The 23,026-nt window shown below is 71.1% G+C and carries 20 protein-coding genes; 12 read left to right on the forward strand and 8 right to left on the reverse strand.

Annotation, left to right across the window (positions count from 1 at the left end):
- The first annotated feature begins 56 nt into the window (after positions 1–56).
- Positions 57–1,535: an Nramp family divalent metal transporter gene (locus TBR22_RS08190; protein WP_239492482.1), complete on the forward strand. Its 1,479-nt coding sequence runs from the start codon at positions 57–59 to the stop codon at positions 1,533–1,535.
- 30 nt (positions 1,536–1,565) lie between these two features.
- Here the strand turns inward: TBR22_RS08190 and TBR22_RS08195 are convergent, their stop codons facing one another.
- A complete protein-coding gene (locus TBR22_RS08195) occupies positions 1,566–2,981 on the reverse strand; it encodes a Gfo/Idh/MocA family protein (protein ID WP_239492483.1) in 1,416 nt (471 codons plus the stop codon).
- A 4-nt stretch (positions 2,982–2,985) separates the two neighbouring features.
- Complete coding sequence (locus TBR22_RS08200; protein WP_370651501.1) at positions 2,986–4,110, reverse strand: Gfo/Idh/MocA family protein; 1,125 nt, start codon at positions 4,108–4,110, stop codon at positions 2,986–2,988.
- 227 nt (positions 4,111–4,337) lie between these two features.
- On the opposite strand from TBR22_RS08200, the gene TBR22_RS08205 reads away from it, so the two are divergent.
- A complete protein-coding gene (locus tag TBR22_RS08205) occupies positions 4,338–4,484 on the forward strand; it encodes a hypothetical protein (RefSeq protein WP_239492485.1) in 147 nt (48 codons plus the stop codon).
- A gap of 67 nt (positions 4,485–4,551) precedes the next feature.
- On the opposite strand, the gene TBR22_RS08210 is transcribed toward TBR22_RS08205, so the two are convergent.
- Positions 4,552–5,613, reverse strand: a complete 1,062-nt coding sequence (locus TBR22_RS08210) for an SMP-30/gluconolactonase/LRE family protein (protein WP_239492486.1) — start codon at positions 5,611–5,613, stop codon at positions 4,552–4,554.
- Positions 5,614–5,715: 102 nt separating this feature from the next.
- On the opposite strand from TBR22_RS08210, the gene TBR22_RS08215 reads away from it, so the two are divergent.
- Entirely contained in the window at positions 5,716–7,566 is a 1,851-nt protein-coding gene (locus TBR22_RS08215) for a GAF domain-containing sensor histidine kinase (protein WP_239492487.1), read from the forward strand.
- Positions 7,567–7,608: 42 nt separating this feature from the next.
- Entirely contained in the window at positions 7,609–8,487 is an 879-nt protein-coding gene (locus tag TBR22_RS08220; RefSeq protein ID WP_239492488.1) for a DUF6528 family protein, read from the forward strand.
- 66 nt (positions 8,488–8,553) lie between these two features.
- Here the strand turns inward: TBR22_RS08220 and TBR22_RS08225 are convergent, their stop codons facing one another.
- On the reverse strand, positions 8,554–8,931 hold the full coding sequence (locus TBR22_RS08225; RefSeq protein ID WP_239492489.1) for a hypothetical protein: 378 nt from the start codon (positions 8,929–8,931) through the stop codon (positions 8,554–8,556).
- A gap of 240 nt (positions 8,932–9,171) precedes the next feature.
- Between TBR22_RS08225 and TBR22_RS08230 the strand changes: the two genes are divergently transcribed.
- From TBR22_RS08230 to TBR22_RS08240, 3 genes are all read left to right on the forward strand, one after another.
- Positions 9,172–9,606: a CBS domain-containing protein gene (locus TBR22_RS08230; RefSeq protein ID WP_239492490.1), complete on the forward strand. Its 435-nt coding sequence runs from the start codon at positions 9,172–9,174 to the stop codon at positions 9,604–9,606.
- Positions 9,607–9,939: 333 nt separating this feature from the next.
- Complete coding sequence (locus TBR22_RS08235; protein ID WP_239492491.1) at positions 9,940–11,313, forward strand: amidohydrolase family protein; 1,374 nt, start codon at positions 9,940–9,942, stop codon at positions 11,311–11,313.
- A gap of 5 nt (positions 11,314–11,318) precedes the next feature.
- Positions 11,319–13,679, forward strand: coding sequence for a PQQ-dependent dehydrogenase, methanol/ethanol family (locus tag TBR22_RS08240; RefSeq protein ID WP_239492492.1), 2,361 nt, complete (start codon positions 11,319–11,321; stop codon positions 13,677–13,679).
- A gap of 202 nt (positions 13,680–13,881) precedes the next feature.
- Here the strand turns inward: TBR22_RS08240 and TBR22_RS08245 are convergent, their stop codons facing one another.
- Positions 13,882–14,622, reverse strand: a complete 741-nt coding sequence (locus tag TBR22_RS08245; protein WP_239492493.1) for a DUF72 domain-containing protein — start codon at positions 14,620–14,622, stop codon at positions 13,882–13,884.
- Positions 14,623–14,714: 92 nt separating this feature from the next.
- Between TBR22_RS08245 and TBR22_RS08250 the strand changes: the two genes are divergently transcribed.
- Together TBR22_RS08250 and TBR22_RS08255 are read left to right on the forward strand one after the other, a co-directional pair.
- On the forward strand, positions 14,715–15,305 hold the full coding sequence (locus TBR22_RS08250; RefSeq protein ID WP_239492494.1) for a DUF4126 domain-containing protein: 591 nt from the start codon (positions 14,715–14,717) through the stop codon (positions 15,303–15,305).
- A gap of 29 nt (positions 15,306–15,334) precedes the next feature.
- Positions 15,335–15,961, forward strand: coding sequence for a hypothetical protein (locus TBR22_RS08255; protein WP_239492495.1), 627 nt, complete (start codon positions 15,335–15,337; stop codon positions 15,959–15,961).
- 28 nt (positions 15,962–15,989) lie between these two features.
- Here TBR22_RS08255 and TBR22_RS08260 read toward each other — a convergent pair whose 3' ends face one another.
- Positions 15,990–16,652 (reverse strand): PAS domain S-box protein, encoded by a 663-nt coding sequence (locus tag TBR22_RS08260; protein WP_239492496.1) that lies wholly within the window; start codon positions 16,650–16,652, stop codon positions 15,990–15,992.
- Positions 16,653–16,802: 150 nt separating this feature from the next.
- Here TBR22_RS08260 and TBR22_RS08265 point away from each other — a divergent pair, with 150 nt between their 5' ends.
- Together TBR22_RS08265 and TBR22_RS08270 are read left to right on the forward strand one after the other, a co-directional pair.
- Positions 16,803–17,264, forward strand: coding sequence for a BlaI/MecI/CopY family transcriptional regulator (locus tag TBR22_RS08265; protein WP_239492497.1), 462 nt, complete (start codon positions 16,803–16,805; stop codon positions 17,262–17,264).
- Between the two features lie 2 nt (positions 17,265–17,266).
- Complete coding sequence (locus TBR22_RS08270) at positions 17,267–19,582, forward strand: M56 family metallopeptidase (protein WP_239492498.1); 2,316 nt, start codon at positions 17,267–17,269, stop codon at positions 19,580–19,582.
- 39 nt (positions 19,583–19,621) lie between these two features.
- Here TBR22_RS08270 and TBR22_RS08275 read toward each other — a convergent pair whose 3' ends face one another.
- Together TBR22_RS08275 and TBR22_RS08280 are read right to left on the reverse strand one after the other, a co-directional pair.
- On the reverse strand, positions 19,622–20,071 hold the full coding sequence (locus TBR22_RS08275) for a Mov34/MPN/PAD-1 family protein (protein WP_239492499.1): 450 nt from the start codon (positions 20,069–20,071) through the stop codon (positions 19,622–19,624).
- On the reverse strand, positions 20,068–21,054 hold the full coding sequence (locus TBR22_RS08280) for a PLP-dependent cysteine synthase family protein (protein ID WP_370651502.1): 987 nt from the start codon (positions 21,052–21,054) through the stop codon (positions 20,068–20,070). Before TBR22_RS08280 ends, TBR22_RS08275 begins: the two co-directional genes overlap by 4 nt.
- 475 nt (positions 21,055–21,529) lie before the next feature.
- Between TBR22_RS08280 and TBR22_RS08285 the strand changes: the two genes are divergently transcribed.
- On the forward strand, positions 21,530–23,011 hold the full coding sequence (locus TBR22_RS08285) for a Gfo/Idh/MocA family protein (RefSeq protein ID WP_239492501.1): 1,482 nt from the start codon (positions 21,530–21,532) through the stop codon (positions 23,009–23,011).
- Positions 23,012–23,026: the final 15 nt, after the last annotated feature.

Consider the following 23,026-nt stretch of genomic DNA (forward strand, 5'->3'; position numbering starts at 1 on the left):
CTTCAGGTCGACGCACGACTGTTGCGACGAAAGCGCATCGGCCATACCATCGCGCGATGCACCACGCCTCCGAAGGGCTGCCCTCGGGTTCCGGGGCGGACGCCGCCACGCCGCATCCGCTGCCGCCGGCCGGTTGCCTGCCGCCGATGACGGTGCGCGACATGCCCGATCCGCTGCCGCTCACGAAGATCCTCGGACCGAGCGTGATCCTGGCCGGGCTCGGCGTGGGCTCCGGCGAGTACATCATCTGGCCCTTCATCACGGCCGCGGTCGGCCCCGCGTTCCTGTGGGCGGCGGCCGTCAGCGTCACGCTCCAGTACTTCATGAACATGGAGATCGAGCGCTACACGCTGGTGACCGGGGAGACGGCGATTGCCGGCTTCGTGCGGCGCTGGCGCCACTGGGGCTGGATCTTCTGCCTGTTCACGCTGCTGCCCAACATGTGGCCCGGCTGGGCGACGGGCGGCGTCACGGCGCTGACCTTCCTGATGGGCGGCGGCAACGTCGGCTACATCACGGTTGGCGTGATGATCGCGATCGGCTTCGCGCTCACGATGTCGCCGGTCGTGTACAAGACGCTCGAGCGCGCGCAGTTCTTCAAGGTCGGGCTCACGCTGGTCTTCCTCTCGGTGGCGATCGTCGCGGCCATCAAGCCGTCGGCTTGGGCCGACCTGCCGCAGGCGATCACCGGCTTCGGGACGCTGCCCGACGCGACCGCCATTCCCATCACGCTGCTGCTCAGTGCGCTCGTGTTCGCGGGCGCGGGCGGCGTGAACAACCTCGCGCAGAGCAACTGGATCCGCGACAAGGGATTCGGCATGGGCGCCTACATCCCGCGCATCGTGTCGCCGATCACCGGCGAGGATGTCGCGCTGCCGACAACGGGCGTGATGATGAGGACGGACGCGGCCAACCTGGCGCGGTTCGCCGTGTGGTGGAAGCGCGCCAATGTCGAGCAGCTGGTGAGCTTCTGGTTCATCTGCATCTTCTCGATCGCCATGTTCTCGCTGCTCGCGCACTCGACCATCCCGGGGCAGCAGTTCGCCAGCCAGGCCACGCTCGCCTTCATCAAGTCGGAAGGAGAAGTCCTCCAGCAGGTCGTCGCGCCCTGGTTCGGCAAGTTCTTCTGGGTGTTCGGGGCGATGTCCCTCATCCTCGTGGCGCTCGGCACCGTCGACTACATCGCCCGCATCGTCGCCGACATCCTGCGGACGGTCTACCTGCAGGGGCACCCGTACTGGACCGAGAGCCGCATCTACTTCTTCGCGGTGTGGGCGGGGGTGGTGTCGGGCTCGGTCATCCTGCTGAGCGGCATGCAGCAGCCGCTGGTGCTGCTGATGACGGCCGCGTGCCTGAACGGGCTCGTGATGGTCGTGTACGGCGCCCTGCTCATCCAGTTGAACCTGCGCGGCCTGCCGCCGCCCCTGCGCATCGGCGGCCTGCGCCTGGTGATGCTGGTGCTCGCGACGGCGTTCTACGCCTTCTTCGGCGGCTGGCTGGTCATCGCGCAGGTGCGGACGTTCCTCGGCGTGTAGGCGGGGCGCACGGCGCGCCCCGGTCCCTGGCTAGGCGGGCAACCCGTACGGCGCGCGCTGCGGACGCGACAGCATCGCATTCGCCTCGTCGTCGTTGACGAAGCGCTCGTGCAGGGGATCCCACTGCAGGCGGCGCGGCAGCTTCATCGCGATGTGGTGGAGCAGGCACGCGCTGCAGGAGCGGTGCGCGATCTCGACCGGGGCAATCACCTGGCGGCCGCTGCGGATGCACTCGAGCCAGTTGCCGTGATGGTCGCGGCTCTCGTACAGGTGGATGCCGTCCGGTCCGATCACCGAGTCGAGGATGCGTGGGTCGCTCGCGGCGAGCGCCTGCGCGTCCTTCAGCTTCGCGCCCGGGTCGCTCGACGTGACCGATTCATTGCCGCGCGACACGAAGATCCAGCCCTCGGTGCCCTCGAAGCGGATGCCGTTGGGGAAGTCGCCGCTGACGATCATGTGCACGCCGTTGGCGTAGCGCGCCTCGGTTCTGAACGGCCCGTGCACGTTCCACAGCCCCGACGTCGGGAACTCGGCCTTCCCCCACACCTCCACCGGCCCCGTGTGCTCGGTGCCCATGCCCCAGTGCGCCGTGTCGAGGTGGTGCGCGCCCCAGCCCGTGATCATGCCGGCGCCGAACTGCTCGCAGCGCAGCCAGCCGGGGCGGTCGTAGCCGACCTGCGGGTGCACGCGGGCCTCGGTGTAGTACACCTTCGGCGTCGACCCGAGCCACGCGTCGTAGTTGAAGTGCGCAGGCACGGGCATCTCGGGCTCATCCTTGCCCGACGGGTCGCCGGGCAGGCCGATCTGCACCGTCTTGACCTGGCCGATGCGCCCATTGCGCACCAGCTCGCATGCCCGGTGGAACTGCACGCCAGACCGCTGCTGGCTGCCGATCTGGAACGTGACCCCCGACTTGTGCACCTCGTTGCTCAGCGCCCGGCCCTCGGCGATCGTGAGCGAGGCCGGCTTCTGCAGGTAGATGTGCTTGCCGGCGCGCGCCGCGGCGATGGCGATGGCCGCGTGCCAGTGGTCGGGCGTGCTGATGATCACCGCGTCGATGTCGGGATTGGCCAGCAGCTCGCGGTAGTCCGCATAGCCCTTCACGCCGTCGTACGGGGCGCCGGTGGCCTTGGCGTAGTAGCCGTTCACCAGCGCCCGGGCGTCCTCCACGCGCCTGGCATCGAGATCACAGGCGGCGACGATGCGGGCCTGGGCGTGCTTCCACACGCCCGGCATGTCGTGGACGCGCGAGATGCGGCCGACGCCGATCGCGCCGATCGTGATCTGCTTGCTGGGCGCCTGCGCGCCGAGCACGGAGGCCGGCACGATGGCCGGGAACCCGTTCCCCGTCGCGCTGCGCGCTTCGGTGGGCATGGCTCCGGCCCCCAGGGCCGTCGTGGCAGCGGCGGCGGTTCGCGTGAGGAACTGGCGACGCGACGTGCTCATGGCGTCAGCCCTTCATCACCGGCGACTGCGCCTTGGCCTGCGCCTCCAGCACGAGCTGCATGGCGAGGAAGCAGTGCGCCTGCGGCATCGCGGTGTCGGTGCGGTCGAGCACATCGCTGACGATCTGCCGTCCGTACGGGAGCTCGACGTTGGTCGTGTCGATGTACTTCGTCTCCTTCTGATCGGAGAGGAAGAGATGGCTGCCGCCGGGCCGCCCGGCGATGTCGACGTTCTTGCGGATCTCGATGAAGCCCTCGGTGCCGAGAATCACGAGACGTCCGTCGCCCCACGTCGGCAGGCCGTCGGGCGTGAACCAGTCGACACGCACGTACCCGGTGCCGCCGTTGCCGCGCAGCATCATGTCGCCGAAGTCCTGGAACTTCGGGTACTGCGGCGTGTGGACGTTGCCGGCCTGCGACGCGACGACCTCGGCCTTCGTCGAGCCGGTGAAGTACAGGAACTGGTCGGCCTGGTGCGAGGCGATGTCGACGAGGATGCCGCCGTAGCGCGCGACGTCGAAGAACCACTCGGGGCGCCCCTTGTAGCCGGCGCGATGCGGCCCGGTGCCGATGGTCTGGAGCACCTTGCCGATGGCGCCCGCCTTCACCAGTTCGCCCGCCTTCACCGTCGCGCGGTTCTCGAAGCGCTCGCTGTAGGCGATCGAGTAGATCCGCTTCGTCTCGGCCTGCACCTTGCGGACTTCGGCCAGCTGCGCCAGCGAGGTGATGCCCGGCTTGTCGGCAATGTAGTCCTTGCCGGCCTTCATCACCCGAATGCCGATCGGTCCGCGCTCGTCGGGAATCGCCGCGCTCAGCACCAGCTTGACCGAGGCATCGTCGAGCACCTCGGCCTCGCTCCGCGCGACCTTCACGCCGGGGTACCGCTCGGTGAACTGCTTCACCAGTTCCGGTTCCCTGGCGTACACCCAGGCGAGCTCGCCGCCGCCGCGCATCACGGCGTCGGACATGCCCATGATGTGGCCGTGGTTGATGCCGATGACGCCGAACTTCAGGCGGGGCGGGCCCTCCCACTTCGGCTGCGCGACCTGGCGTTCGACGGTCGCCGCGCCGGCCATCCCCGGCTGCTGACCGGCCGCGGCCATGCCGGGCAGCATCGAAAGGGCGGCCATCGAGCCGGTGACGCTGTGGACGAAAGTGCGCCGGTCCACGGGCGGTTGCGCCGCAGCGTGGGGCCGGGGGGAGGTGTGTGACTCGTGCACGCGAACTCCGGGAAAGAAGGGGACGGCCGATCATACCGCCGAACCCGACGCGCCCCTTGATCGCCGACGCGGTCTGCTGCTAGGAAGGAAGGGAACACCTTGTCATCGCGAACCCTGCTTCCGGGAGGAGTGCGTCCATGGGCGTCAAGTCCGCCGTCGTCGCGTTCGTGTCTCGTGTGTGCGTCGTGTCCCTCGTGATTGCCGGCCTGGCCTCGAGCGAAGGCTGCCGGTCGTCGTCCCCGTCGCCGCGGGCGGTGTCGCCAGGCGTCGGAGTCGCGCCGTGAGACAGCCGCGTCACCGGGCCTGAGTGCCGGCCGTCGGCCGGCACCCCGGCCCCGGGGCGAGTCCGGCCTACTTCGGGTCGAGCGGCACGAACGCCAGCGCGTTGTTGGCATTCATCGGAATCACGAGCTGGTGGGCGCCGGCGTCGTAGCACATCGACGCGGCATTGGGGATGTTCTGCGCGATCAGCGTCGCCGGCTGCCCGGGGCGGAGCCGCGAGACGCCGCCGTTGAGCACGCTGCTCACGTACGTGGTGCCGTCGCGCAGGATGACGATCCCGTCGTTGCCGGCCTGGGCCGCCTGCGCGGTCTTCAGGAGGCGCCCCGCGGGCGACAGCGTCAGCACGTCGGGCGACAGCATGTTGACGACCACCAGGTTGCCGTCACCATCGATGGCAATCCCGTTGGGCCGCTTCAGCGGCGCGCCCTGCACGACGATGCTGGCCTCGCCCTGCGCGGGGATGCGCCACACCTGCCACGTCGCGGCGTCCGCGTCGGTGGCCCCGCCCGTGACCGTGCCGTACACGGTGCCGTCGGCCGCCACGGCGATGTCGTTGAACCACTCGACCGCCGGCACGCGGGTCTCGCCGGCCGGCGCGCCCGTGGCCAGCGTGAAGCGGCGGATCACCGCCACCCCCTTGTCCTGCGGGCTCGTGCTCCCGTCGCGATCGGCGAGGTAGAGCGTGCCGTTGGCGACGTCGCTGCCGTAGGGCTCGTTCAGCACCAGCGGCGGCGTGAGGGCCGCCCGCGGCGCGCCGGCGTTCTGCACGCCGATCCACCGCGCCGTGTGCACCGACCCGTCGTGATTGAGCAGCGACACCCACGCGTTGTTCTGCTGCACGTTCTGGGGCACGCCGCGATTGGGCACGATGATCAGGTTGCGGCTCGGGTCGTAGGCGCAGCTCTCGGCGGAGTAGATGGCCCCGTACACCTTCACCTGCGGCGACATCGGCGCGAAGGGGCCAGGCGTGGTGGGCTCGATCGGCAACCCCAGGGCGTTGCCGACGAAGTAGGGCAGGGAGGGCGGGGTGGGCAGGGAGGGCGGGGTGGCGGGCGCCTGCGCGAGCAGCGCGCCGACGCTCACGCCCACCAGGAGCGCTGGCGCGCCCACGGTCAGGATGCGAGTGGTCATGCGACGAGAGTACCCGCGACGGCGCTCCGCGCGCTGACCAGCGGCGGATACCGGCAGGGCGAGCGATGATAGCGGCACCCCGCCGGACCGGCGGGCCAGACCATGACCTCGTCCCCCGCCTCCGACGCCCGGCTGCGCGCCAGCGAGCAGCGGCTCGCCTTCCTCCTCGACCTCAGCGACCGACTGCGGCCGATCGCCGATCCGCGCGCCCTGCTCGACGAGGCCACGCGGGCCCTCGGCGTGGCGCTCGGCGCCGACCGCGCCGGCTACGCCGAGGACCACGGCGACGACGTGCACCTCGAGGTGTCGTGCGGCCACGCGGAGGGGCTCGACGACATCAGCGGGCTCCATCCGTACGAGAACCTCGGGCCTGCCCTGCTCGATGCGCTGCGCGCCGGGCAGGTGGTGGTGCGGCCCGACGTCACCGGCGACAGCTCGCTGCCTGCCCATGTGCGGGACGCGTACGTGCGCCTCGGCCTCGGCGCCACGCTGCACGTGCCGCTGGTGAAGGGCGGGCGGCTGGTGGCGTTCGTGTTCGCGCACACGCGCGCGCCGCGCCAGTGGACCCCCGAGGACGTGACGCTGCTCCAGGACACGGGCGAGCGGATCTGGGCCGCCGTCGAGCGGGCGCGTGCCGAGGCCCGCCTGCGGGCCAACGAGGCCCGGCTGAAGGCCCGCGCCGAGCTGCTGGAACACCTCGAGGGCGCGCTGGCCTCCAACGCCTCGTCGGCGTCGATGATCGCGGCAGCCGGTGATGCGATGACCCGCCACTTCATCGGCCGGCGCGTCAACATCATCGACGTCGACGAGGTGGCCGACGCGATGTACCGGCGGTACGACTCGCTGCAGCAGGGCGGCGCACCGCTCGGCATCGATACGGCCCGCTTCACCCACCTCGTGTCGCCCACCTTCGCGGCGCACCTGCGCTCGGGAGGCGTGCAGGCGCTCTCGGACGTGATGACCGACCCGCGGACGGAAGGGCGGCGGGAGCCGTACGCCGCCTGGAACGTCCGCGCCCAGTTGCTGGCACCGCTGGTGCGTGACGGCCAGGTGGCCCTCCTGGTGGCCCTGCATCACCACGAGCCGTGCACGTGGACCGAGCGCGAGATCGAGTTCGTGCGCGAGGTCGCCGCGCGCCTCTATCCCCGCCTCGAGCGGGCCCGCGCCGAGGAGGCCCTGCGCCGCGCCAACGAGGACCTCGACGCCCGCGTCGCCGCCCGCACCGCGGAACTGGCTGCCCTCAACGCCGCGCTGGCGCGGGAGGTGGGCGAGCGCCGCGCCGCGGAAGCCAGAATCCAGGCGCTCTACCAGCGGGTGCTGACGGCGCAGGAAGAGGAGCGGCGCCGCATCGCCCGCGACATCCACGACCACGTGGGCCAGCAGATCACCGCGCTGCGGCTCGCGCTGGAGGCCGCGTCGGCCGGCGGCGGCGATGGCCCGCCGCCGTCGGAACTGCTCGCGCGCAGCCGCGAGCTCGCGCACGAGGTCGATCAGGGGCTGGACGCCCTCACCTGGGAGTTGCGCCCGACGACCCTCGAGCACCTCGGGTTGGGCGCGGCGCTCGCGCACCTGGTCGAAGGATGGGCGAGCCGGTTCGGCGTGCCGGCAGAGTTCCATGCCGGTGTGCCCGACTCGCTGCGCCTCGCGCCGGAGGTCGAGAGTCACCTGTACCGGATTGCGCAGGAGGCGCTCCACAACGTCTTCAAGCACGCCCAGGCCACGTGCGCCGACGTGCTCCTCGAGAACCGCGACGGAGAGGTCGTGCTCATCGTGGAAGACGACGGGCGGGGCTTCGACGTGTCGGCCGAGTCGGCGGTGGCCACCGGGATGGGGCTCACGAGCCTGCGCGAGCGCGCGGCGCTCATCGGCGCCCGCGTCGAGATCGAGTCGGCCCCTGGCGAGGGGACCGCGATCTACGTGCGCGTCCCGATGCCCACGGCGGCCCAGGCCTGAGCGCATCGGCCGCCGGCGCGGTCGCGGTGTACAGTGCGGCGCATGGCCCGCCTGCCTCGCCGGTGTCTGCTCGCGCTGCTGTTCCTGGTGTCTGCCCGCGTGTCACACGCCCAATCGCTCGTCGCGTGCGGCTGGGACGAGGTGTTCGTGCTCGACGTGTCGGGCCCGCCCAGCCGGATCTGGCGCTGGAAGGCGGCCGACGCGCCGGAGTTGCCCGAGGCGTTCCGCTCGAAGTTCCGCACCACCGATGACTGCAAGCCGGTGGCCGGCGATCGCCTCCTGGTGACGGCCTCGAGCGACGGCGCGGCCCTCATCGACCGCGCCACGCGCCGCGCGGTGTGGTGGGCCTCCTGCGGCAACACGCACTCGGCCGAGCTGCTCCCCGGCGATCGCATCGTGCTGGCGTGCAGCGTGCGGCCGGAGACGGGCAACCGCCTCGCGCTGTTCGATGCCGCGACGCCGGTGCGCGAGCTGGCGTCGACCGAGCTCGAGTCGGCGCACGGCGTCGTGTGGGACGCGGCCCGCGAGCGGCTGTGGGCGCTCGGCCTGCACGAACTCCGCGCCTACCGGCTGAAGGACTGGGACGGGCCCTCGCCGTCGCTCGACCTCGACGCCCGCTATGCGCTGCCCGACGAGGGCGGCCACGAGCTGTCTGCGGTGCCCGGCACCGCGCACCTCATCGTCAGCACGCACGCCGGCGTGTGGCGCTTCGATCGCGACCTCCGCACCTTCTCACCGGACCCGGACCTGCGCGGCCTGCACGACGTGAAGAGCGTGGTCATCCACCCCGTGACGCGTCGACTGGCGTACACGCAGGCCGAAGTGCCCGAGTGGTGGACCAGTCGCATCCGCTTCGCGCGCCCGGCCGGCGAGGTGGTCCTCGACGGCGAGCGGCTCTACAAGGTGCGGTGGATCCCGTAGGCCGGCTCAGGGCTCACGGCTCAGGGCGAAGCGGGAGCGTGCGCGGGGCCAATCGGGGCCACATCGTCACGCACGGCCCAGGTCGACGACGAGGTCCAGCGCCACGCAGCCGACGATCGTGGCGGTGAAGGCGACCAGGTCGTAGGGGTCGAATGTGCCGGGCAGCCAGCGCTGGGCCACTTCGGTTGCCACGCAGCCCGCCAGGACGAACGCGCCGGCCACCCACGGGGCCATCGCCGGCCAGCGAAACGTGGTGCGTCCCTGGCGCACGATGGCGTAGACCCATGCCGTGCCGAACACGTCGGCGCCGTAGTTGGTGATCCAGCCGCCTCGCACGTGCTGCATCTGGAGCGCTCCGACGATCAGTGACGATGCGAACGCCGCGTGGTAGAACCACGCGCCTCGGCGTGATTCCGTGGCCCGCGAGGCTGTCGTATCGGCCATGCCTCTCGGTAACGTCGAACTCGACGACCCAGAACGGTCGGGTGACAGGACGAGCGCTCCAGCCGTGGAGCTTGACCTCGGCTCGCGACGGGCGTAACGTCGCCGCCAGTCACCACAGTCCGTGAGCGAGGGCGACGGCCGTGCCGTGCGCCTCGCCCCGCCGTCGAGGCGCGCCGCTCGACGGCGGCAACCGTGTCGTCTGCCGACGCGGTACCCGGCGGCGCAGGCAGGAGTTCCTCGATGACGACGCTCGTGAGGCACATGCTGGCCAACAAGTCCGACGTGCACACCGTCGACCCCGACGACACCGTGCTCGAGGCCCTCCGGGTGATGGCCGACCACAACATCGGCGCGGTGCTGGTGATGAGCGGCGGCGCGCTGGCCGGGATCCTGTCCGAGCGTGACTACGCGCGCAAGATGGTGCTGCACGGCAAGGCATCGCGCGACACGCTGGTGCGCGAGGTGATGACCGGGGCGGTGGTGAGCGTCACGCCGGACTGGACGTGCGACCAGTGCATGGCGCTGATGACCGAGCGCCACGTGCGGCACCTGCCCGTGGTGGAGGAGGGCCGCGTGACCGGCGTGGTGTCGATCGGTGACGTCGTGCGCGCCGTGGTGCGCGAGCACGAGTTCACGATCAATCACCTCGAGCACTACATCATGAGCGGCGGGTAGCACCGCGGTAGGGCCGCGTGTCCCACGCGGCCGCTGATGGCACAAGGGACCAGGGACACGTACGCAAGTCACGAGGGAGGCAAGGCGCAAGGGACCAGGGACACGTACGCAAGTCACAAGGGAGGCAAGGGAAGAGGGACAAGGGAGACAAGGGACGAGGGACGAGTACGCGAGTCCCCAGGATGTCCAGGGACGAGGGACAAGAGCAGCAAGGGACGAGGGGCGAGGCCGGCAGTCACACGGGTGTCAAGGGGCACCGAAGGCCGACGGCCGCATGACGAAGACCGTGCGCCGTGACAGAATGCGCCGGTCTCGTTCCCGGAGCATTCCCGCATGCGTCGCAGGTCCCTCTCCCTGCTGTCCCTCGCCGCCGGCCTCGCCGGCGTCGTCGTGGCCGGCTCGTCGTCCCTTCAGTCCCCGATGTCGGCCCAGGCGCCGTCCGCGGCCCGTCCCAAGGCGCCCGACGTGCCGGTCGAGCGGCGCGCGCCCGCCGGCGTGAAGGAAGGCGGCACGTGGGTGCCGCCGATGCCGACGATGGAGGAGGTGGCGCCGCCGGCCGGGTGGCAGCAGCCTGGCGAGGAAGTGCCGGCGATGCCCCTCACGCTCCTCCGGTTGCCGCGCACCAACATCTGGCGCGCGAAGTATCCCGCCGTCGACTTCCACGTGCACGCGCGCGGCCTGACGTCGAAGGCCGCCTACGACGAGCTCGTCGCGCTGATGGACGACATCGGCATGGGCGCCATCGTCAACCTCAATGGCGGCACGGGCGCCGAGCTCGACAAGGTGCTGGCCGAGGGCGTGGCCTACAAGGACCGCGTCGCCAACTTCATCACCTTCAGCGCCGAGGGCATCAACGAGCCGGGGTGGTCGCAGAAGTTCGCCGCCGAGATGGAGCGCGCGTTCAAGGCCGGCGCCCAGGGCATGAAGGTGCACAAGACGCTCGGCCTCGGCGCGAAGAACCCCGACGGCAGCTTCATCCAGGCCGACGACCCGCGGCTCGACCCGATCTGGGACATGGCCGCCAGGTACGACAGGCCCGTGATGATCCACCTGAGCGACTCGATCGGCCGCTTCTACCCGATCGGGCCGAAGAACGAGCGCTACGAGGCCGGGCTCTGGCACCAGAAGGGCGACGAGACCAACAACTACTTCAAGACGGGGCCGTCCAACGACGTCATCGAGCGGGCGCGCGAGAACATGCATCGCAAGCACCCGAAGACGCGGTTCGTCAACGCGCACATGGCGATGCTGTACTACGACCCCGAGAAGCTGGCGAAGTTCCTCGACATGTACCCCAACGCCGACATCGAGCTCTCGGCCACCTTCCAGGACCTCGGCCGCGCGCCGCGGTTCTGGCGGGAGTTCCTGATCAAGTACCAGGACCGCGTGTTGTTCGGCACCGACGGCAGCCAGTCGCGGGGCGCCGACGAGTTCTGGCGCCCGCACTGGCGCACCCTGGAGACGCTCGACGAGTACTTCGCGCACCCCGCGCAGGTGCGCACGCCGCTCGGCTCGCCCGGCCACGGCCGCTGGCACATCTCGGGCCTCGGCCTGCCCGACGCCGTGCTGCGGAAGATCTACTACGTGAACGCGCTGCGTCACCTGCCGGCGATGCGCGCCTCGATCGAGAAGCAGATGGCAGCGCGCGGGCTGCGCATGACGGCCACGCCCCGCCGCGCGGCGCCGGCGCGGCCGGCGGGGGAATGATGCGCATGGAAGCGCGGGCACCGGGCTCCGGGCACCGGGCACCGGGGCAGGAACGGGCACCGGGCAGCGGGCACCGGGCACCGGGGCAGGAGCGGGCAGCGCGCAGCGGGCAGCGGGTACCGGGGCAGGAACGGGCACCGGTCCCCGGGCGCCCGGCACTGGAACAGCCCGCGAGCGAACGGACACCGGGTGTCGGGTTCGGCGTGGCGGGGCGAGGCCGGGTAGCGGGCGGCGGCAGGACGCTGCTGGCAGGACTCGCGCTTGCGGTGATCGTCGCCGGCGGCGTCGCGCTGCTCGCCGGGCCGCGTGAGACACTCCAGGGCCCAGGGCCCAAGGCCGAAGGCCGAGCCAGTGCCGACCGTGACTGGCCCGTCTACGGCGGCGACGCCAACGGCTCGCACTACAGCCCGCTCGCGCAGGTCACGACGGAGAACGTCGCGCAGCTCGGACTCGCGTGGAGCACCGACCTCGAGACGTTCCCCGGCCAGATCGAGGGCACGCCGCTGATGGTCGACGGCACGATCTACGTCACCGGGCCGTGGAGCGTGGTGGTGGCCATCGATGCGCGCACCGGCAAGGTCAAGTGGCGCTGGGATCCGCAGATCCCGCACCCGACGTTCAAGGTGGACGCGCGCGGCCTGCGCACCCGCCTCGGGCCGAGCCTGTGCTGCGGTCCCGTGAACCGCGGCGTGGCGTACCACGCGGGCAAGGTGTTCGTCGGCACGCTCGACAGCCGGCTCGTGGCCCTCGACGCGCGCACGGGGCGCACCGTGTGGAGCACGCAGGTCGCCAGCAAGGTGGACGACTACAGCATCTCGAGCGCGCCGCGCGTCATCAAGGGCAAGGTGATCACCGGCATCAGCGGCTCGGAGTTCGGCGTCCGCGGGTTCGTGGCCGCCTACGACGCCGAGACCGGCAAGCAGGCCTGGCGCTTCTGGACGGTGCCCGGTGACCCGTCGCTCGGCTTCGAGAACGCCGCCATGGAGCGCGCCGCCAGGACGTGGAACGGGCCGTGGTGGAAATACGGCGGCGGGGGCACGCCCTGGGACGGCATGGCGTACGACGCCGAGCTGGACCTGCTGTACGTGGGCACCGGCAACGGCTCGCCGTGGTCGCGCGAGCTGCGCAGTCCCGGCGGCGGCGACAACCTCTATCTCTGCTCCATCGTCGCGATCCGGCCGTCGACCGGCGAGTACGTGTGGCACTACCAGACGACACCGGCCGACAACTGGGACTACGCGAGCACGCAGCCGATCGTGCTGGCCGACCTGCGCATCGACGGCCGCACGCGCAAGGTGCTGATGCAGGCGCCCAAGAACGGCTTCTTCTACGTGATCGATCGCGCGACCGGCGAGTTCATCTCGGCGCAGCCATTCGCGAAGGTCACGTGGGCGACGGGCGTCGATCCGAAGACGGGACGGCCGATCGAGACGCCCGAGGCCAACTACGGGACCGAGGGCACGCGCCTGTCGCCCGGCTCCGACGGCGCGCACAGCTGGCATGCGATGGCCTACCACCCCGGAGCGGGCCTGGCCTACATTCCCGGGCAGGAGACGACGGGGACCTACGCGTGGGACCCGGACTTCCAGCACCAGATGGGACGCATGAACACCGGACGTCCGCGCAATCGTCCGGCCCCTGTCGATGCCGCCACGCATCAGGGCGGGGCCACGACCGCGCCTGTCGCCCCGCCACCTACGCCGACTCCACCGGTTCGACGCGGCCCGCAGATCGTCGGCGCCGGCGGCGGCCAGCAGCAGGGGGCGTTTCTCGCCGCGTGGGATCCGATCGCGCAGAAGGAGCGCTGGCGTCTGGTGTTCGACAAGCCCGGCATCACCAGCGGGACACTCGCGACGGCGGGCAACCTGCTGTTCCATGGGTCGAACGACGGCACCTTCAACGCGTACACGGCCGACACGGGGAAGAAGCTGTGGTCCGTACCGCTCGCGCCCGGATTCGCCAACCCGATCACCTACACGCTCGACGGCGTGCAGTACGTGACGGTGGCCACGGGCCGCAGTGGCGCGCAGGCGCCTGGACGCCTCTACACGTTCAAGGTCGGCGGCGCCACGCCGGTGCCCTCGATGACGCCCGTCGCGCCTCCGGAGGATCCGTCAGGCATCAACACGGCCGAGGCGATTCGCGCCGAGTTCGATCGCGTGGGCCTGCCCGATGAACCCGCGCGTACGCTCGTGCAGCAGATGTGCGCCGGGTGCCACCCGCCCACCGTCGTCACGCGCGTGCGACAGCCGGAGGACGGCTGGCGCGAGACGGTGGCCGCGATGGCCGGTCGCGGCATGCCGGCGACGCCCGAGCAGCGCGAGACGATCATCAGGTATCTGGCCAGGCACAGAGGACCTCAGTAACGCCTGACGCTTGACGCTTAACGCCGAACGCTGAACGGCGAACGCCGATCGTGCAACCGCTATCGGACGTAGCCGTCGACCTTCAGGTCGACGGTCTCGCGCAGCTATCGGCGTCGCCCTTGGGCGACGCACCCGAAGGCCGACGGCCGAACTCGCCGCGCGCCGGCAGGCGCACATCGGCGAGTCTTCAATGACGACGGCGTCAACGCGCCGCCAGTTGTTGTTGCAGCTGCCACGCGTTGTCGAGCGCGGCGCCGGTCGCGGTGTTGTCGAAGATGCACCACGCGTCGGTGTCTGCCGGCAGCGAACGCACGGTGGCCGCGAGGCGCTCGATGACGTCGTGCTCGTAGCGCGACCAGTACATGCGCGGGGAACCGTGCAGGCGGTAGTACACCAGGCCCGGCCAACCGCCCGGTTGGCCGGCCAGCTCCACCACAGCCGGGTCGGCAGCAACGCGCGCGACGACGTGGCTCGCGAGCAGGGCATCGGCGCGCGGCGTGAACCACGTCGGGTGTCGCGGCTCGCACACGACGGCATCGTCGTGGAGTTCCCGCAGCAGCGAGAAGAACCGTGCAGCGGCGCGTGGGTCGAACGCCAGCGACGGCGGCAGCTGCACCAGCAGCGGTCCTCGCTTCTCCCCGAGGCCGCTGGACTCGTCGAGAAAGCGCTGCAGCGGCGCGCGGGCCCGCGCCAACCGCTGGTCGTGCGTGATCGTGCGCGGCAGCTTCACGGCGAAGCGGAACGTCGGCGGTGTCGCGTCGGCCCACTTCGCATAGGTCGATGCCGCGTGCGGGCGATGGAACGAGGAGTTGATCTCGGCGCAGGGGAGACGCCGGGCGTAGCGCTGCAGGTGCGTGCCGTCGCCGGCGAACTCCTCGGCCATGGCGCGCGGGATGGACCAGCCGGCCGTGCCCACCACGCGTGCTCCGCGCGAGTGCTCCATGGGCGATTGTGGCACCGACATCGCTGACGGGCTTGTCGGCTCGCTCCCCGACCCGCCTCACACCGTGGCGCGCCTCGTGTCATCCTGAGCGCATGGGCATGTCGATGGAGGCGGTGGTCGGCGTTGCCGTGGGCATCGGACTCGCGGCGGCGACCGGGTTCCGGGTGTTCCTGCCGTTCCTCGTGGCCGGGCTGGCGGCGCGGTGGGGCGTGCTCCCGTTGTCGGACGGCTTCCAGTGGCTGGCGAGCACCGGCGCCCTCGTCGCGCTCGCCACGGCGAGCCTTGTCGAGACGGCGGCGTACTACGTGCCCGGCATCGACCACGCGCTCGACGTGCTCGCCGGTCCGGCTGCCGTCATCGCCGGCATCGTCGCCAGCGCGTCGGCGATGGCCGACATCCCGCCAGCCATCCTGTGGCCCGTCGCGATCATCGGCGGTGGCGGCGTCGCGGGGCTCACCAAGGCGACGAGCGCGGTCACGCGGGCCTCCTCCGGCGTGGCCACCGTCGGCCTGGCCAACCCACTCGTGGCCACGGGCGAGATTGCGGGGGCGCTCGGCATCTCGATTGCGGCCATCGTCATCCCGATCATCTGCGCCATCGTCGTCCTGGTGATGCTCGCGTGGCTGGCGCTGCGGGCGCGGCGCTTCCTGCGCCGGCGCAGCGTTCGTCCGGCGACGTTCTGAGCACGGGATGCACCGGGACAGGAGGGGCGATGGCAGGGCTGGCTGACGTCGGCTGGGGCTGGTGGGCGTTCCTCGGACCGCTGTTCGCGTTCGTGGTCTGGACCGTGATCGACACGCTGGTGGTGTCGCCCCGCCGGGCCACCTCGAAGTTCGCCGGCGTTCAGGGGGCGTTACAGCGTCCCGTCGTCCGGGAGTCCGAGTACCTCTCGTCGATCACATGGCCGGTGGACGACCGCCCCGTCACGGTGCGGAGCACGTTCATCGGTGGTGAGGCGAGCGTCCGCGGCATGGGCGGGCACCTGTTCGTGCTCGCCACCCCCTTGCGCGTCCCCGCGTGGGCGATGCACGACGTCGAGGTCCGCCAGCGCCGTCGGCAGGGCGACTGGGACGAGCGCTTCAAGCGCGTCGAGTCCGGCATCCCCGTGCGCGAGGGCTGGGCGACCGACCCGCTTCGCGCGGCGATTGCGCACTTCTTCGATCATCCGCTGGCGGTCGGCACCCTGCGCACCGACCGCGGTGAGTTGCAGCACGTGGCGTCGTGGTCGGCAGTCGGCGACACGCGCGATCCGGCCGCGGTGCGCGACCTGCTGACCAGGTTCGCGGGCGTGGCCGTCGCCTTCGATCGTGCGGCCGTCCGTCCCCACCCGATGGCGTGAGCGCATCGGCGACGCAGCAGGCGTCGGGCTAGCTGTTGACCTGGTCGGCGTCGGCCAGGTGCTCCGCCATCACGTGGTCGAAGCACTCGGGGCAGATCCCGTGGCTGAAGCGGGTGGCGGTGTGCCGGGCGATGTAGCTCTCGACGCTGTGCCAGTAGTTCTCGTCGTCTCGCACCTTGCGGCAGTAGGAGCAGAGCGGCAGGAAGTCACGCAACGTCTTCACCTCGGTGACCGCCGCCTGCAGATCGGCCAGCAAGCGCTCGCGCTCGGCTTCGGCGGCCTTGCGTTCGGTGATGTCGCGGGCGATCGAGTAGATGACGCGCCGCTCCATGTCGGGCCGGGCGTTCCACAGCAGCCAGCGGTACGAGCCGTCCTTGCAGCGATAGCGGTTCTCGAAGGCGCGGGCCTGGTTGCCTGAGCGGACGAGGCGCTGCTGCTCGAGCGTCCGTTCGCGGTCATCCGGGTGGATGAACTCCGCCAGGGGACGGCTCATGAGTTCCTCCAGCGTGTAGCCGAGCGTCACTTCCCAGGCCGGATTCAGGCGCCGGAAATAGCCCGAGAAGTCGGCAAAGCACAGGAGGTCGAGCGACAGTTCGAAGAAGCGGTGATCGGCCTCGTCCCCGGCGACCGCGGGCGGCGTGAAGGCGGGCAAGACGAGGGACGGGGCACCCGGCGCAGGATGGTCGTTCATGGCGGAGGCGGACGAACCCTCAGGGTAATCGGCCGCAGCCGGACGTTCCTGCAGGCCCTCGGCCGGTGCTCCGGAGGCGACCACACGCCGAGGCGTCTCACCCTGGTCCCCCAGGGGTGCCTGTTCGTCCCAGGCAAATGGGGGGCGGCATTGACGGCGCCCGCTGGCGCGAATATCTTCGCCGTGCGCGAAAAAATTCGCCCAGCGCTGGAGACCACCCGCATGCCGAGGACCACCTCGCTCGACCTGACGCGGCGCGAAAGCCAGATCATGGACATCCTGTACCGGCGCCGCCGCGCCTCGGTGGAGGACATCCGCGCCGAGCTTCCCGATGCGCCCAGCCCGTCGAGCGTCCGCAAGCTGCTCGAGATCATGATCGAGCGCGGCCTGCTCGCCCGCGAATACGACGGCCCGCGCTTCGTCTACTTCCCGGCCGTCCGCCAGGAGGACGCCAGCCGTTCGGCGTTGCGCCGCCTGGTGCGCACGTTCTTCGACGACTCGCCCGGCGCAGCTGCCGCCGCCCTCCTCGGCATGAGCACCTCGACGCTCTCACCCGAGGAATACAAACGCCTTCGCGCGCTGCTCGATCGGGCGCGCTCCCAGGGAGCCTGATGATGACCTCGACGCTGCTCGATTCGTTCGCGCCGTTCCTGGCTGGCCTGCTCGTGAAGGCCACCCTCGTCGTGGCCATCGCGGCCCTGGTCCAGGGGCTGGCGCGACGATGGCTGTCGGCCGCGGGTCGACACCTCGTCACGCTGGTGGCGACGTCGATGCTCCTGGCGCTGCCGCTGCTGTCGCTGGCGCTGCCGCGCTGGGCACCCACGATGCCCGAGCGCGCGGCCGCGCTGATGCCGGCCCGCCAGTCGCAGGCGTCGACCCTAGACGTCGCGTTGGCCGACCTCGTCGATCGGTCCGTCGGCCTCCAGCCCCTCGAGACCGTCAAGTCGACGGTCTCCCGCGAGGCCGCGTCGACTCCCGTGCCGGTAGAGCCGGTCGCGCGCCTGTCGTGGCGCGCCGCGGGCGTGGCGTTCTACCTGGCGGGCGTGAGCGCGATGGTCGTCCACCTGCTCGTGCAGCGGCGACGCGTGCGCCGCCTGGCACGCGAGGCTCGCGCCGTGGACGACCCGAGCTGGCTGACCCTGGTGGCCGATGGCGCCCGCGTCCTCGGCGTCCGCCGGTCGGTGCGCACCTTGCGCGGACGCCGCAGCACGATGCCGATGACCTTCGGAACGATCCGGCCGGCGATCCTGCTGCCGGTCACCGCCGACACGTGGACCGACGACCGCCGCCGGGCGGTGATCCTGCACGAACTGGCGCATGTTGCCCGAGCCGACTGTTTCACGCAGTGGGTCGCGTGCGTGATGCGCGCCGTCTACTGGTGCCATCCGGGCGCGTGGTGGTTGGTCGGACGCCTGCAGGTCGACAGCGAGTTCGCCTCTGACGACCTGGTGCTGGCCGCCGGCACCCCGGCCCGAGCCTACGCCGGGCATCTGCTCGACATCGCCTACGCCCACGGCGGCGGCCGCGCCCCGGCCGTCGCGGTGCCGATGGCGCGCCGCTCCCAGATCGAGACCCGGTTGCGCGCCCTGCTCGACGACTCCCGCCGGCGCCGCGGCCCGTCGCGGCCGGCCCGCCTGGCCACGACCGCCGGCGCCTTCGCCGTGCTCCTGCCCCTGGCCAGCGCGACCCAGCCGGCGGCGCCCGCGCCCACCGTCGCCGCTCCCGCCCCTGTCGTTGCGGCCTCGGCCCCGACACCCGTCTCCACGCCGGCAGTGCCCCGTGTCGCCATGCCCGTCACGACGCCGATGCACGTGGCGACCCCGATGGTCGCGCCCTCACCGGCCGTCGCGGCGATGCAGACGCCCGCACCAGCGCCCGTCGTCGCGCGATCACCCGCCCCGACCGGATCGGCCGGGGGCTGCACCTGGGAGGTCGGCGAGGGCAAGGAAGGCGCGTTGTACCTGTCGATGCAGTTCGGGCGGTCCCAGAGCGGTCGTTCGGTGCCCCTCCAGCAGTTCGAGGGCCTGACGACGACCCAGCTGACGACGGGCGGTTCGGTGCGGTTCACCATCCGCCGCGATGCTGGCACCTTCACGTTCGAGGGCGTGGCGCGCAGCGGGGCTGCGGCCGGCGTGTGCAGCTTCGCGCCGTCGCCGACCTTCGGGCCGGAACTCGCCAGGCGCGGAATCACAGGTCTGACGGCAGCCGACCAGGAGCAGATGGCCCGCCACGACGTCGGCCTGGCGCTGGTCGACGAGTTGCGCACGCAGAAGTACGCGACGCCGACGGTGGCCGAGCTGGTCAAGGCCGGCCAGCACGGCGTGCACGTCGCGTACGTCCGCGGCATGGGGGCGCTCGGATACGCCACGGGTTCGATCGGGCCGCTCATCGCGCTTCGCGACCACGGCGTCACGCCCGATTACGCCCAGGCGCTCGCGTCGCTCGGCTACGCGAGGCTGCCGATCGATGAGCTGCAGCGCGCCCGCGATCACGGTGTGACGGCCGACTACGTCCGGGGCATGCGCGAGGCCGGCCACGGCACGCTCACCCTGGACCAGCTGATCACGACCCGCGATCACGGCGTCACCGCGGGCTACCTGCGCGAGATGAAGGCGCTCGGCATCGGCGGGTCGCTCGAGACGCTCGTGAACGCGCGCGATCACGGCATCACGTCCTCGTACGTCCGCGACCTCGGGGCGCTCGGCGTGGCGGGGCCGCTCGACACGCTCGTCCGCCTGCGCGACCACGGCGTCACGCCGAACTACGTCGAGGAGTTGCGCAAGATCGGCTACACCGGGCTGTCGGTGGACGAACTCGTGCGGCTGCGCGATCACGGCATGACGGCCTCGCGGATCGGCCAGGCCAACACGCGCGCCGGCAGCCGCCAGTCGGTAGAGGCGCTGCTCGACGGCGCACGTCGCGGGCGCTGAAGGGCCTGAGGCACACGAGGCCGACGTGACAGTCGGCCCTTACGTGCGCCCGGGAGGTCCTCCGTCAGGAGTGCCGACCTGCTCCTCGTCGAAGCCCGAGCGATCCTCGCGCAGTTGCCAGGAGCGCAGGTCGCCGGTGCTGTCGGCGTGCGAGGTGACGATGACGTACGAATACACCGGCCATGCGTGATCGAGGTCGAACTGCGAGGGCACCGCCGGGACGTCCGGGTGCGAGTGGTAGATGCCGACGACGTCGAGGCCGCGGGCCCGGGCCTCGCGTTCGCCCTTGAGCATCTCCATCGGCCCGATCAGGAAGCGGTTGTGGCGCGCCTCGCTTTCCCGGGCGTTGGAGATCGGCAGCAGCTCGCGCACCACCCGATCGCCCCCGTCGTCGAACGTGCCGAGCATCAGGCCGCAGCACTCTTCCGGATGCGCCTCCACGGCGTGCGCCGCGATCGCGGTGCGATGGTCCTGTGGCAGCACGATCACGCGAGGTCTCCGGTCCAGAAGTCGTCGGTCAGGTAGCGGCTGCCGCCGTCGCAGAGCACCGTCACGACGACCGACCCCGGCGGCAGATCCCTCGCGAGCCGCAGCGCCGCGACCACGTTGGCGCCGGCGCTGACTCCGACCAGCAGGCCTTCCTCGCGGGCCAGGCGGCGTGCCATCTCCTGCGCCTCCGTCGTGCCCACCTCCACGGCGTCATCGGCCACCGACGGATCGTAGATGCCCGGCACCACGGCCGTCGGCATGTGCTTCATGCCCTCGATGCCGTGCAGGGGCAGGTCGGGCTGCATCGAGATGCAGCGGATGGCGGGGTTGAAGTGCTTCAGCCGGCGCGAGGTGCCGACGAACGTGCCGGAAGTGCCGAGCCCGGCCAGGAAGTGGGTGACGCGGCCCTGCGTCTGCGCCCAGATCTCGGCACCGGTGTGCTCGAAGTGCGCCTGCCAGTTGGCGGCGTTGTTGTACTGGTCGGCGTAGAAGTACCGATCGGGATCGCGTTCGACCAGGCGCCTGGCTTCGCGCTGCGCGCCATCGGTGGCCGACAGCGGGTCGGTTTCGATCACCTCGGCGCCATAGATGTGCAGCAGGCGCTTGCGTTCCGGACTGGCCGTGGCCGGCAGGCAGACGGTGACCGGATAGCCGAGCGCGGCGCCAATCATGGCGTAGGCGATGCCGGTGTTGCCGCTGGTCGCGTCGAGGATGGTCTTGCCGGGCCTCAGGTCGCCGCTGCGAAGCCCATCGAGCAGCATCGCCAGGGCGGCGCGGTCCTTCACCGAGCCGCTCGGGTTGAGGTGCTCGGCCTTGGCGTGCACTTCCACGCCGTCGGGAATGCCTGCCTGCGGCCCGGCCACGTGCCGCAGGCGCAGCAACGGGGTGTTGCCGACCTGCTCGATGATGCTGCCCGCGCCCGGGCGCGCAGCGCTCGCCGACGGCAACCCGAACGTCGGGATGCCCGGCGGGCGCGTCGCCATGACCGGCGTGATCGCTGAAGGGGTCACGTGGTGTCCTCTCGGGCCCCACCCGCCGACGTGCGACGACTGGGGGAAGTCAAGGAGGTCACCGACCGGATGAGGGGGAGGCGGCCCGTGCAGGCCCGGAAACACGAAAGCCACCATCCCTTCCGGATGATGGCCTCGCGGTGGTGCCGGTGCTACTGGCGCCTGGGTCTCATCCGTACACGACGTCCTGCCTGCGACAGCAGGCGGGACAACAGCACGGACAAGCGCAGGCGCGGACGAGCATGGCGACGGATCGATGATACACCCCCTGCCGGGAGTCGGGAGGCGGGAGGCGGGAGGCGCGCCCGGTGCCCGGTGCCCGACTCGACCCAGTTGCCGTCCGGAGCGTTCCGCAGCAGAATGCGCGCATCGGTTCCGGAATCGACCGTCGCGCCGACCCGTCCTTCCACGGGCACGCACGGCCAGCCGATGCGGTCAGGAGCACACAGTGAAGAAGACGACGATCTGGACAGTCGGACGCCAGGTCACGCGGCGCGAGTTCGTGGGGCGGGCGATCGCCACCGGGGTGGTGTTCTCGCAGGCGCCTGCCTTCCTGCGCGGGCAGAACCTGAACAGCAAGCTCGACATCGCCGTCATCGGTGCGGGCGGTCGCGGGCGAGCCAGCCTCAACGAACTGACCATCGATCCGGCCAACCCGCCCAAGCGCACCGATGGCAGCGGCCCGCTCGACCGTCATCCCGACGAGAACATCGTCGCGCTCTGCGACATCAACCAGGAGTCGGTGGACGCCGCCGGCGTGCGGTATCCCAAGGCCGCGAAGTTCGTCGACCTGCGCAAGGTGTTCGACAAGCCCGACGCCTTCGACTCCGTGGTCGTCGCCACTGCGGAGCACACGCACGTCTTCGCCACGTACCTGGCGCTGACGCACGGCAAGCACGTCTACTGCGAGAAACCGCTCGCCTACAACATCTGGGAGACCCGGCTGGTGCGCGAGACGGCGCGCAAGCACCCCAAGCTGATGACCCAGATGGGCAACCAGGGGCATGCCTCCCCGATGCGCCGCACCATCCGGGAGATCCTCGACACCGGCGTGATCGGCAAGGTGAAGGAAGTCCACGTGTGGGCCGATCGCGCGTGGGGCCTGCAGGATGCGGCCTCGGCGGAGAAGTACGACAAGCCGCACGGCTTCTACAACGGCATCCAGATCGTCGATCGGTTCCGCGAGCCGATGGAGGTGCCGGCCAGCCTGCACTTCGATCTCTGGCTCGGCCCGGCACCCGAGCGCCCGTACCACGCCACCTACTTCCCGGGCCCGCGCTGGTACCGGTGGTGGGACTTCGGCAACGGCACGATGAGCGACCTCGGCAGCCACGACAACGACGTGCCGTACACGGTGCTCGAGTACCTGTGGAAGGAGGACGCCAAGGCCGGTCGCTATCTCGCGCCCAAGTCCGTGCACGCCGAGTCACCCAACGTGCCCAGGCCGCACCCGGAACTCGCGCCGGCGACCCTGAAGGCCACCTACGAGTACGTGGGCGCCAACGGCGAGCCGCTCACGCTGGTGTGGTACCAGGGCGACGTGAAGCCGGACGGCTGGACCGAGGCCTGGGGCAAGCGCTCGTGCATCTTCATCGGCGACAAGGGCAAGCTGCTCGGCAACGGCAAGCTGCTCGTCGACGGCAACGTGGTGGACCACCCGGCCCCGCCGGAGCGCCTGCCGCGCTCGCCGGGACACTGGGTGGAGTGGGTCGACGCCATCCGCGGCAAGGGGCCGGTGCCCGGATCGAACTTCCAGTACGCGGCGTGGACGACGGAGGCCAATCACCTCGGCAACGTCGCCTACCGCACCGGCAAGAAGATCGAGTGGGATTGGCGGACGATGCGCGCCACCAACGCACCGGAGGCCGCGCCGTACATCCGACGGCCGTCCTATCGCAAGGGCTGGGACGACATCCTGAAGACGACGTAGGGCAAGCCGCGGATC

Source organism: Luteitalea sp. TBR-22, assembly GCF_016865485.1.
In the GTDB taxonomy this organism is placed as follows: Bacteria; Acidobacteriota; Vicinamibacteria; order Vicinamibacterales; family Vicinamibacteraceae; genus Luteitalea.